At 37.7% G+C, this 11,637-nt stretch carries 9 protein-coding genes, 1 tRNA gene and 1 pseudogene; 7 read left to right on the forward strand and 4 right to left on the reverse strand.

What is annotated here, in order from left to right; translation table 11 throughout:
- The 5 genes from AC3DU7_RS12470 to AC3DU7_RS12490 form a co-directional block, all read left to right on the forward strand.
- Window positions 1–1,750 (forward strand): albusnodin/ikarugamycin family macrolactam cyclase (locus AC3DU7_RS12470; RefSeq protein WP_488039664.1); only part of this gene is annotated, 1,750 nt, incomplete at its 5' end.
- A 78-nt stretch (window positions 1,751–1,828) separates the two neighbouring features.
- Window positions 1,829–2,092, forward strand: coding sequence for a PqqD family protein (locus AC3DU7_RS12475; RefSeq protein ID WP_488039665.1), 264 nt, complete (start codon window positions 1,829–1,831; stop codon window positions 2,090–2,092).
- 90 nt (window positions 2,093–2,182) lie between these two features.
- Complete coding sequence (locus tag AC3DU7_RS12480; protein WP_488039666.1) at window positions 2,183–2,602, forward strand: lasso peptide biosynthesis B2 protein; 420 nt, start codon at window positions 2,183–2,185, stop codon at window positions 2,600–2,602.
- Window positions 2,603–2,653: 51 nt separating this feature from the next.
- Window positions 2,654–4,471 (forward strand): ABC transporter ATP-binding protein, encoded by a 1,818-nt coding sequence (locus AC3DU7_RS12485; RefSeq protein WP_488039667.1) that lies wholly within the window; start codon window positions 2,654–2,656, stop codon window positions 4,469–4,471.
- 410 nt (window positions 4,472–4,881) lie between these two features.
- Window positions 4,882–5,847, forward strand: a complete 966-nt coding sequence (locus AC3DU7_RS12490; protein ID WP_488039668.1) for a hypothetical protein — start codon at window positions 4,882–4,884, stop codon at window positions 5,845–5,847.
- Window positions 5,848–6,315: 468 nt separating this feature from the next.
- On the opposite strand, the gene AC3DU7_RS12495 is transcribed toward AC3DU7_RS12490, so the two are convergent.
- On the reverse strand, window positions 6,316–7,395 hold the full coding sequence (locus AC3DU7_RS12495; protein WP_488039669.1) for a PIN/TRAM domain-containing protein: 1,080 nt from the start codon (window positions 7,393–7,395) through the stop codon (window positions 6,316–6,318).
- A gap of 514 nt (window positions 7,396–7,909) precedes the next feature.
- Between AC3DU7_RS12495 and hemW the strand changes: the two genes are divergently transcribed.
- Entirely contained in the window at window positions 7,910–9,217 is a 1,308-nt protein-coding gene (gene hemW / locus AC3DU7_RS12500) for a radical SAM family heme chaperone HemW (protein ID WP_488039670.1), read from the forward strand.
- Between the two features lie 197 nt (window positions 9,218–9,414).
- Window positions 9,415–9,672, forward strand: coding sequence for a DUF1830 domain-containing protein (locus AC3DU7_RS12505; RefSeq protein ID WP_488039671.1), 258 nt, complete (start codon window positions 9,415–9,417; stop codon window positions 9,670–9,672).
- A gap of 413 nt (window positions 9,673–10,085) precedes the next feature.
- Here AC3DU7_RS12505 and AC3DU7_RS12510 read toward each other — a convergent pair.
- From AC3DU7_RS12510 to AC3DU7_RS12520, 3 genes and pseudogenes are all read right to left on the reverse strand, one after another.
- A pseudogene (locus AC3DU7_RS12510) lies at window positions 10,086–10,396 on the reverse strand (transposase); the annotation flags it as partial.
- 366 nt (window positions 10,397–10,762) lie between these two features.
- Window positions 10,763–10,834, reverse strand: a tRNA-Asn gene (locus AC3DU7_RS12515).
- A gap of 153 nt (window positions 10,835–10,987) precedes the next feature.
- Window positions 10,988–11,533, reverse strand: a complete 546-nt coding sequence (locus AC3DU7_RS12520; protein WP_488039672.1) for an NYN domain-containing protein — start codon at window positions 11,531–11,533, stop codon at window positions 10,988–10,990.
- Between the last annotated feature and the right edge of the window lie 104 nt (window positions 11,534–11,637).

Below are 11,637 nucleotides of genomic sequence, written 5' to 3' on the forward strand. Positions count from 1 at the left end.
TTCCTTCTGGCTGTGTGGAAACTGGCAAAAACAGCAATTCATCAGTCTTGCTGAAGGACCGATTCAGATAATGATTGTTGGAGCTTGTCTTGCACCTCGCGAGGTTATACTCAAACGCTTGCAGGTTGCTAAATCTTGTGGCGACTATAGCTTGTTAATGAGGCTACCCGGAAACTATAACGTGATTGTTCACGTAGAAGACGATACCTATGTTTTCGTTGATGCAATGGGATCTCGGTTGGTCTTCTACACTATCTGGAACTCTTCAATTATCTACTCCTCCATAGCAGTTGCACTACAGCAGTTAATCAATGCAGAAGTTGACCATATTTGGCTAGCAACATTTCTAGCAGGTATATCTACTTTAAGTTTAGTACAAAGCCGTTCTCCTTTTAAAGATATTCATCTCATTCCACCAGGTCATTATCTACACATTTCACCAGCCAGGCTAAGTTGTGAACGTTACTGGAATGCACCCTCCGAGTATAGGCCGTTTTCTCAAGCAGCAGAATTGTTGCGAACACAGCTATTAGAAGCAGTTGAAGGCAGAATTGAACTATATAGCAAAATTAGTAGCGATTTGAGTGGTGGATTTGACTCAACAACATTAGCAATGATTGCTGCCAGAAAACTGGAACAGACAAACGGAAAACTTGCTACTATAACCGAGAAAACATTTAGTGCTGTTCAATCCTCAGACGTTAGATGTGCTGAATATGCAGCTAGTCTTTATTCTAACATTAATGCACTGTTTCTTGAGGAAAAGGACATACCTTCTGAATACAGCTACTTAGAATTGGTTCCACTTACGGATTTTCCAAACCCAGCCCATGCCTACAACATGGGTGCGTTCAACTCTGTAATGCAATTAATCAAATCAATTGGTTCTGCAGTGCATCTGAGTGGCGAAGGAGGTGATGGTGTATTACTCGCTACATCTTATAGTTATCTCATTGATCTGCTGAAACAAGCAAAGTTTTCAAAACTCTTTCACCATCTTTCAGGTTGGTCTCGAGTTAGACATCTTCCATTATTGTCGCTATTAATACTTACTGCAAAACAAAGCTTGATTTCCTATCCTGACTGGTTGCAGAAAATCAAGCAGTTTGGAGTAAATGACTTAACACTACAACAGCAATCAAAATCTACAGGTATGACATGGGATATCTTGCCTACACTTGCCAGTTGGCATTCAGAAGAACTAGCGCAACAAGTCCTGAGTGAGTTACACAACTGGGCAACAACTGCTACTCCTTTCTCACAGTCAATGGGAGAACACATATCAATTGCACTAATACAACTGAATGCTATTTCGGCTCGTTCAATTCAGCAAATAGCCGACCTATATGACGTAAATTTAGAATTCCCCTATTTTGACCAAACAGTAGTTGAAGCGTGTCTCTCTGCAAGACCTGAAGAGCGAACAAATCCCTTTGTATACAAGCCACTAATGACTGCTGCTTTTGAGGGTGTATTACCTCCAAGTATTTATACAAGGAATACTAAAGGAGAATATGTTGCTGATGAGTTTATTGGACTTAGAATAAATCATGAAAATATTAATGTATTTTTCAAGGATTCCAAACTAGTAGATATGAAATTAATTGATGTTGAAAAAGTGAGGATAGCGATGCAGAATTTTGTGATGGGTCTGGGGACTGAGCTAGCACTTTTTAGTCATACTCTAGCAACAGAGATTTGGTTGCGTCGTTTAACTGAGTCTAATAAGAGATTTTGGAATTTGGTCTAATTATTCCCTTCCACAACGTATTTAGTTTCAGTTTAACCAAAAGTATATATAATTGTAAACGAGTTAGAGATGGTCATCATGGAGCTAGTTCAGATCCCACCGTATGTTTCAACAAGATTTTTTCAAGAAAGTGCTATTCTGTTAGACAGCCGAACAAATGTTTACTATACACTGAACGACAGTGCAGCCAGTTTTTGGAAGCTTTTGTCAGAATTTAAGCCAGTGGAAGAAGCTGTTGCACTAATAGCTAATCTCTATGATTATCCGCCTGAAATTTTAAGGCAGGACATGAAAAATCTTCTAATTTCACTAGCCGAGCTTGGCTTAATCAAATTATTATAAGTCTATTAATTCTTCTGGTAAAGGGATGAGAATCAAATCCCAATAGATCTAGGACCTTGCATAGTATAAAAGTAATTAGAGGAAAAATATATGGATCATGACATGTCACTGAAACCCATCAATCTATCTCTGAGCCTAGGAGAGCGCTTGATAGGATTAATAGCTCTTGCTGTTGCATACCTATCTTTGCGACTTCTAAGTCTAGAAAAGATTAGTATTCTTCTCAAAATATTCAAAAGACAATCATTTCACCAGATAACTACACACGAAGCAGAGATTATTTGGGCAGCAGTACATAAGTCAAGCTTGTACTTTCCGGGAAGAACTGCTTGCTTAGAATTCTCATTAGCTTCTACTATATTTGCCTTGGTAAAGCAAAGATCCCTAACCTGGTGCGTCGGTGTTGCAATTGACCCGATTCGTGCCCATGCCTGGATAGAAGTTGATCGAAAACCTTTTCGTGAGAAAGAGGAGCTTGAACGTCATTTCATAAAAATGCTCGTAGTATAAAGATAAATCGCTCTAATTAAAGAAAGATATTTTGCAGACCTAAAATAGATAATGGGATTGAAAATCTTATTTCAAAACGGCTATAACTATGTCAAAGATGTGCTGCGGTCTTTATCTCTTCTATGGGATGCAGCACCTAGAGAAACTATTTTTCTCACTCTACTCACTATATTGCAAGGGTTACTTCCAGCAGCAAGTATTTCAATCAGTAAGCTTGTTGTCGATAAGGTTGCTAATTCTCTGACAACTAGTGAGGGTCTAAGAGTTTTACCAATTGGAATTCTAGTTACAGGTTGGGTTGGAGCTTTATTGTTAGCTATTATCCTCAGCCCCTGGATACAGGCTATTCAAGGTAACTTAAATGACAAGCTGACGGCTCATCTGAGTATACTTTTGATGCAGAAGGCAAATAGCTTTCCAGATCTTAGTCGTTTTGAAGATTCAAGATTCTATGACGAGCTTCAGATTCTTCAGAAAGAGTTGAATTATCAACCATTTAAATTACTTCTATCCCTAGCGCAAGGAAGTCGATCTCTCATTACATTGGGTACAATGATTATTCTGCTTATACCTCTTGGAGCTTGGATTCCCATCATATTAATAATTGCTATAATTCCTCAAGTAATTGTTTCTATGCAGTATGAGACGCAGATTTGGTTAGCTCTTTTTGACAAAAGCTACCAATCACGTCGCATGCAGTACTCTACATCAGTACTGTTAACTGATACTTATGCAAAGGAAGTGAGGTTATTTCAACTAGGATCGTTCTTCATACAACAGTATCTGTTAGCTTTTAAAACCTTGCACGGATCAATACGCCGCCTACGTACACAGCAGGCTATTTGGGCATCAGGACTTGCCCTGATGAGTACCCTTGGAAATGGTTCTGCATTTTACTGGGTCGTGCGACAAGCTTTCAGAGGACAAATTAGCCCAGGCAGCATTCTTTTATTTTTAGAGGCGCTAGCTAATCTTCAAGGTAATCTTGAGGAACTTCTTAGAATGTTGCTCAATCTACATGAAACAATGCTGTATATGCAGCAACTATTTGAGTTTTTAGACAGCGAGCCACTAATGCCGTTGTCTTTTCCTGGAGCATCAGTGAATAATCCAATTTGCTCAGGAATTACTTTCAGAAATGTACACTTTTGCTATCCTGATCGTCGTCCAGCGTTAAGTGATATTTCATTAACAATTTCACCTGGTGAAATTGTTGCCATAGTAGGGGAAAATGGTGCTGGCAAGACCACTTTGATCAAGCTGTTATCAAGAATGTATGATCCGGTGCAAGGAAGCATTTTAGTTGATGGTATCGATTTAAAGGAATTAAATCTGGAGGAATGGCGATGTCAAATTGCAGGAGTATTCCAAGATTTTTGCCGTTACTCTTTGACACTAGGTGAGAACATCGCTCTTGGCGATCTGAAAATCCTTGAACATCCAGAAGAATTGAAAAGCGTAGCTCAAAAAGCAGGGATCGCTACATTAGTTGAAAAGCTTGCTGAAAAGGAGAATACTCTCCTTGGCAAACAATTTGGTGGTACAGAGCTTTCTGGTGGAGAATGGCAAAAACTAGCCTTGGCTAGGGCAATTGTGCGTAGGGATGCACAAATACTTATCCTTGATGAGCCAACAGCTGCTCTCGATCCTCGAAGTGAGTACGAAATCTACCAACGTTTTACCGAGCTAGCCCATGGAAAAACTACTATCCTGGTAACTCATCGGCTTGCATCCGTGAAAATGGCAGATCGTATCTTAGTCATGAAAAAGGGTTACTTAGCTGAAACCGGAACCCACGAAGAACTGTTGAGCAACGGTGGTGAGTACGCTGCTCTATGGAACATGCAAGCCAATCAATATAAAATTTAACCCAGTTATAGGCGATCAGTAGTAGGAGAGTGGAAAAAATCGGGGGAGATGACAGTATATTGTAAGATGGACAAATGTCTAATACCAAGCGTGAAAAAAGAATGTTACGAATAATAAGTGCAATAAAAAGATTTTGTAGGAAATGTCCTTTTGACAAAAAAGAGAATTTACGACCTGAAAACTGGTATTATATCAAATCCGCTTAACTACACCTTTGAGAGTATTTAAACCCTTATCAAGGGTTCGATCATACAGTGACCTGTGAAAGGTCAACATCCTTCAAAGTTTCTGTTAATAATCAGGACTTACGCAAATTTACCTTAAAAACCCCATAAGGGGCTAATGCCATTCGCCCTAACTGGATTTAGTGTCCTTGCGTAAGTCCTGAATAATCTTTTCTGGAATTGTCTATGCCTAAATCTCGTAAATTAGAATCACTTCTTGCAAAACTAGAGCAGATCCATGTCGATCCTACTACATCAGACTCAATGCTTCTGCTACGGCAACTACTGGCCTCTAAGCAGGCTATTGTAATTGCTCAATCTGCAGTAATTGTTGCAAATGCAGAGCACCACGATCTGATTCCAGATTTAGTTGCCGCCTTTGAGTGGGCAATGACCAAACCAAACGAGCGAGATCCAGGTTGTACCGCTAAGGTCAAGCTTGCAGATGCACTCTATCGTTTGGGCTATGGCAAAGAAGATTTATTTTTGCAGGGCATTCGGTATGTGCAGCAAAGCGGATCGGGTGATGCCGCTGTTCCACTGCGGAGTATTTGTGCATTAGGACTCGTTAGAATGAACTACTCTGATGTTATGAGCGAGTTAGCCGATTTATTGGCTGACCAGGAACCTGATGCGAGGATTGGAGCTGCACGAGCTATTGCTTATATGGGAAGTTTGTCAGGTATCCCGCTTCTACGTTTACGGATCAAGCTTGGTGATAGTGCAGCTGTATTATCAGACTGTTTCCTGGCGTTGCTGAATTTATCCCCAACAGAATCCTCCATTGATTTAGTGCGTTCCTTCCTTTTTGTTCAGCCACAGGCTAAAAATGGAGAAAGTATTGAGATTGCAGAGGCAGCAGCGCTAGCATTTGGAGAATCCCGTTTATCAGAAGCTTTTGATATTTTGCAAACCTGGTGGAGTTCCACCGAAATTAGGGAACTCCGAAAAATGGGATTGATGGCAATCGCGTTTCTCCGAAACGACGAGGCAATTTCGTTCTTGTTATCTGTGATTCAGAGTGGCGATCTGGTGGATGCAAAAGACTCAATAAAAGCCTTGCATGTTTATCGCGAAGACAAAACGCTTTGGCGACGTGTTCAGGAACGAGTTGAACAACGGGGAGAGAAAAGTCTCCTGAGCATGGTGTAACAAATGGCGCTTCATGGCGTAGTTCCGTTAACCTAAGCCGGAGAGTCACCTCTCCGGCTCGGCTACAAAACCTGACGTGTCGCGAACTATAATATCATTATGACTTACGCATGAACGTTATTGGTAGGGTGTGTTAGCGCTAGTATAACTGAGCAGCACTCCATATATAGTGCCTTTACGTAAGTAGTGAAGAAGTTTTTATAACTAATCATCCGAATATAATCTCAGGTATTTTGATGTTAAAGCATTACATAGCAATGCTTTCAGGCTATTTTGAATGTTTTTTTTGCTAAAGTCTCATTATTTCACCTAGAAGCTGACTAGAGCAAAATCTCCTAATAATTTCATCCGTTTTGTTATGAAAATTTTGAATTAATGAACCCCAACTATCTGTATTTCAGAAAATTGGGGCTGTTTTTTGAACATATTTTATGAGACATTTTCAGGTGATTATAAACATCACCAAAATCAAGCTATGGCAGACTCTTGAGTCCGGGCAAAAATCATTCTACCAGCAGAAGTTTGCAGGGAACTGGTGACAATAACTCTAACTTCATCTCCAACATATTCACTACCTGATTCCACAACTACCATTGTGCCATCATCTAGATATCCAATACCCTGAGATGGCTCCTTCCCTGCTTTACGAATTTTAATTTCAATAGTATCACCAGGTAAATAACTTGGTCGTACTGCTTGAGTCAAGTCATTAATGTTCAGTACCATAACCTTTTGTAAACTAGCAACTTTAGACAAATTGTAGTCATTAGTTAACAAAGTACCATTAATTTCCAGAGCAAAATGAATCAATTTAGCATCTACTGTAGAAATATCTTCATAGTCTGCAAAATGAATTTGAATCTGAGAAGGGTAAACTGCTTTCAGTCTATTTAAGATGTCTAACCCTCTTCTACCTCTAACTCTTTTTTGATCGTTAGAAGCATCTGCTATCAGTTGTAGTTCCTGTAAAACAAACTGTGGTACAAGAATTTGCCCCTCAAGAAAACCTGTTTCCAATAAATTTTCTATCCTGCCATCAATAATACAGCTAGTATCCAAAATTTTAGTAGTAGCAGGCTTAAGAGTACCTTCTGCTACTAATACTGTATCTAGACTGTTAGGATTAATCAGCCGTAAAAAACCACGACCATGAGTATCAGCAACGTTAACCCCTGTAAAGCCTAACATGACACTGCCTAAAACCGCTACAAGAGGCTTAATAAAACTAAATTCGTCCGGAATAGGAAGCAAAAACAGTGGCGCTAGCATTAAGTTTGCCACTAATAGTCCAATGACTAATCCTATTGCTCTAGTTAACAATAAATCAACTGGCATCTGGGCAACTTTTGCTTCCACTCGCCGATATGTAGTTTGAAATACCAATCCAAATACAAAACCAATCAAGGAGGTAAAGGCAGCTAATACTGAACGTAAACCTTCAATATTGGTAACTTCTAATAATACATTCGGAGGTAGTAGTTCTATGCTATAGAACCCTATCCCTGCTCCAGCTAGTACAAATGAAATGATAATGATTGCGTCAAGCATTTTTTTAGTTTGTTTTATGGATATAGAAATTTTCCCATTAGCTACTCAGTAATAGTGAGTAATAACCATAATTTGTGAAGTTCTCTCCTGTTAAATCTCGCGATTATAACGGGAGACCCCCTGCCGAATCAAGTTGGGCTGCTCAATGTTGCTTCTATTATATCTTCCAGTAGATGTTCCATTCTTGAGAGTTTTCTTGTTTTCAGCTTCCTCAACTCATAAAAATTTTGAAGCTATTCATAATGAACTTTGATCTTCACAGTTCCTACTAAAGTATAAAATCTATCTTACTACAAAGTAGATGTGATTATTTTTACCTTTATTTTAATGACAACATTTAAAATATTACGCCTTTAAAGCAGTTATACGGTTATATTTTAAAGTTATTTTTTTTACTTTTTGCTTAGATAATATTTCTATCCATCAGCATCAGTTTTTGATAATTTACAGTACTACTACTCTTAATTAAATTCATAATTGTTTAAGATAGTTTTATATAAGAATATATTTTGTAATGAAAAGGCCAATCGGAAATTACTATATCCCTAGTTCGGCTTATGTCCATATACCTTTCTGCCGACGGCGGTGCTATTACTGTGATTTTCCGATTTCTGTAGTGGGAGATAGTAAAAGAGGTGATAACTTTTCTCCTATTCAAGAATATGTGGAGGTAATTTGTGAGGAAATAAACACTACAAAATCTTTCGATCAACCCCTAGAAACTATTTTTTTTGGCGGTGGTACACCCTCCCTTTTGTCCGTGAGTCAATTGCACCAGATTTTAGATGCCCTAGAGCAAAAATTTAGAATTGTGGCCAATGCTGAAATCTCTATAGAAATGGACCCAGGAACTTTTGACTTGGAGCAGGTACAAGGATATCAATCTCTAGGAATAAATCGAGTTAGTTTGGGAGTACAAGCATTTCAAGATGAGTTATTACAGGTTTGTGGCAGAACACACAATGTCTCGGATATTTACAAAGCAGTAGAAATATTACATCAAGCAGGAATTGTTAATTTCAGCATAGATTTAATTTCGGGACTACCACATCAAACTCTAGAACAATGGCAAACTTCTTTAGAAACTGGCATTGCTATTTCCCCAACTCATATCTCTAGTTATGACCTAGTGCTAGAAACTGTTACAGCTTTTGGACGTTATTATCAACCCGGTAATCATCCTTTACCTAAAGATGAAATAGCTGCACAAATGTATCGAATGGCACAGCAGTTGATATCAATTTCAGGATATGAACATTATGAGATATCAAATTACGCCAAGCCAGATTATCAGTGTGGTCATAATCGAGTCTACTGGGAAAATCGTCCTTATTACGGCTTTGGTATGGGTGCAGCAAGTTATGTAGAAGGGGAAAGATTTACCCGACCACCTACGCGCAAAGAATATTATCAATGGGTGCAATCTATCGATAGACAATACAAGCTATCGCTTCAAGATCGTAGATTAAAACATCAGGGTATCGATAAATCTAATAATGACTTAGAAACGAATCAGGAGTGTTTGTTAGAAACACTAATGTTAGGATTCCGCTTGGCAGAGGGGATAAATCTATTAACATTATCTGAGCGTTTTGGTCAACGAACTGTAGAGCAAATATTAATCTACTTGCAACCCTATCAAAAGTTAGGGTGGGTAGAATTGATCAATCCGAAAGGTATAGCAACTTTATTCTCAAATAACCAAAAATTTCCACTAGAAGGATATTTGAGATTAACTGATCCGGAAGGTTTTTTGTTCTCCAATACAGTTTTATCGACATTATTTAGTAAACTGAGTAATTCTATCAGTATAGATGACTAAAATATGAGTAATTATACTGGAAAAATACTAGGTTTACAGTGGACGACTTAAGCCTAATTAATTTTCTTCAACAAAAGCAATTAAAAATGCGCTGAAGCGATCCCTATTAGTTTATAATAATTGTATTGGCATTCAAAGATATCAAGGTTCAGTAGGGTTGCTAATCGGCAGCACAAACTTAGAGGGAATGAAAAACCGTGACTATAGCACTAGATAGACTACCAAAAAAACAAGCTCAAAAAATTCTCTGTTTCTATGTGAATACTACTCACAAGATACAGATTGCTAGAATTAGTAATCCTCAGACTAAATATTGGGAACGCACTGTTTTCCCTGGAGAACGTTTCTTATTTGAAGCAATTCTAGAAGCAGAATTAGAAATTCATCAAACCCTAGAAAATGGTGAAATCAGATGTGAACGTCTTTTGTGCAAAGACTTGAAAGTTGATGAGTAGGTAATAGTTAAAAATTTATCAAAATTAGTTTCATCAAATAAGTGGCAATAGTTAGTGATTGATATTTTATTTAGATTCATCACTAACTAGAATTTGCTGAATAAATATGAAAACGGTTGATTCTTTATTCAAATAAAGCTCATTAGAGTTGTTGGGAAATAAAAATTGAACAATGCTCAAAAGCTTATTCTATAAGGTTTTCAGGATCATATAACTGAAAAAAATGCTATAAACTTTGACCAATACGGGTTTTAGCCATTTTTTTAGCTTAATTCCCAACAACTCTATTATAACTTATAATAATCATTCATTAAAGCATACAAGTATTATTTGAAGTTATTAAACAAACCCCAAAAACAGTTTTTTTTTGCAAACAAAGTACAAAAACAAAAAAAGAGAAAAGCCTATTTTTCGAGGGTGGAAAAGTTGATTATTAAAAAAGTGATTGCAATGGCATTTTTGGAAGTTTCAGAAAGTTTTGTCATCACTTTTTCTAGGCTAAATCTTCTTTTTGCTTGCCCAAATTTACCCTCTATATGGTTCCGTAATCTTACATCCAACCGATCTTGTTTCTTCTTTTTTTGATCGATATTTTTTGTTTTTTGTTTTTGGAGGTTTTTCCAAGGGAGTACCACTCATCCTAATACCTCTTTCTTTGCAGAATTTTCGGTTTTCGAGCTGTTCTGTAAATCTTGTCTGCATGAGCCGACTCTGGGTAATAACCTGTGTAGTTTTAAATTCTTTTACCGATCGCTTTTCAATCTCCTGATTCCATTATTTGTTGCGGAGAATCTACCGAAAAAAGTAGGGATGCAAGTATCACTTTTGCATCTGTGCGATCGCCAACAAAATTCAGGGCATTGTAAAAGGGGTTAGATTTTATATTATTGGTCCGTGCTAATAACTCACCGGAAAAATTTGCGGGAGCGTAATACTGCACTTATCCCATTGGTTATATCTGTTTCAATCAGTTTTTATTTTGGTCATGATTCATATCCTGGTAAATTGAAGATTATACCGGGAGTAATATTGATCCATTTTAGATAGAACTACTAACTATCTCTAAATCAAAGACCTAGATTTTTTTTAACTCCCCGGGCGGGATTCGAACCTGCGACCAATCGGTTAACAGCCGACCGCTCTACCGCTGAGCTACCGAGGAATGTGTAACTTTGATTTATGAGCTACGATTACTAATCTTAACCGTAACTCAACATATTTGGCAACCCTTTTTTATATTTTTTTTATTAATACTTATTATGATCTAGTTTTATTAAACTAATTTGACTTTTAGGTCTAATCTTGATAATCAAAGTTATTTACCCATTCTTAGTTCAGCTAGGCGCTTTTGAGACTCTAGGTCTAAGTAATTAGCCAAAAAACGGCCTGATTTTCTTTTGCTTTGTTGACATCTACGGCGAACGCTACTTGCTACACTTTCAATGTCATGGGCTAGCTGTTGAGAAGATATCCATTCTGCACCATAACCTGCCACAGTAAGTTGTTGAACGCGATCTGAGGTCGCAACAATTAACCTACTTTTAGACAGACGCATCTCTTGACGAAGATTAGCACAAGCTTTCTCTATGTATGTATCTGCTGTTTGGCCGAATTCTGTATAATAAACAGATAAACGATCGGTAATAACCTCTTTAACTGTAGGAGTATATTGGTATTGAGAATCAAAGACTATACGAGTATTCAAGTCTTGAGTAGCACTATAATTTACCATCGCTTCTATCAAATCTCGTCTCGCTGTTTCTAAGCCATTAATCCTAGAGCTTTCTTGGAGACGAGGCCAGATACCAATAACATTATAGCCATCTACGAGGATAAGCTTTTGTCTTAAAGGACGTGACATGATTCAAAGGGATAATTCTCCACAAAATATTAACAAATACTAATATAATATAACATTTATTCAGATTCTGGGGTCATTTCAGTTATCAGTTATCAGTTATCAGT

The organism is Okeania sp., from assembly GCF_983059655.1.

What these genes read in the sequence shown, in the direction of transcription:
- AC3DU7_RS12490 (WP_488039668.1), top strand. Translation starts at nt 4,882, where the DNA reads ATGCCTAAATCTCGTAAATTAGAATCACTTCTTGCAAAACTAGAGCAG.
- AC3DU7_RS12475 (WP_488039665.1), top strand. Translation starts at nt 1,829, where the DNA reads ATGGAGCTAGTTCAGATCCCACCGTATGTTTCAACAAGATTTTTTCAA.
- AC3DU7_RS12480 (WP_488039666.1), top strand. Translation starts at nt 2,183, where the DNA reads ATGGATCATGACATGTCACTGAAACCCATCAATCTATCTCTGAGCCTA.
- AC3DU7_RS12520 (WP_488039672.1), bottom strand. Translation starts at nt 11,533, where the DNA reads ATGTCACGTCCTTTAAGACAAAAGCTTATCCTCGTAGATGGCTATAAT.
- hemW (WP_488039670.1), top strand. Translation starts at nt 7,910, where the DNA reads ATGAAAAGGCCAATCGGAAATTACTATATCCCTAGTTCGGCTTATGTC.
- AC3DU7_RS12495 (WP_488039669.1), bottom strand. Translation starts at nt 7,395, where the DNA reads ATGCTTGACGCAATCATTATCATTTCATTTGTACTAGCTGGAGCAGGG.
- AC3DU7_RS12485 (WP_488039667.1), top strand. Translation starts at nt 2,654, where the DNA reads ATGGGATTGAAAATCTTATTTCAAAACGGCTATAACTATGTCAAAGAT.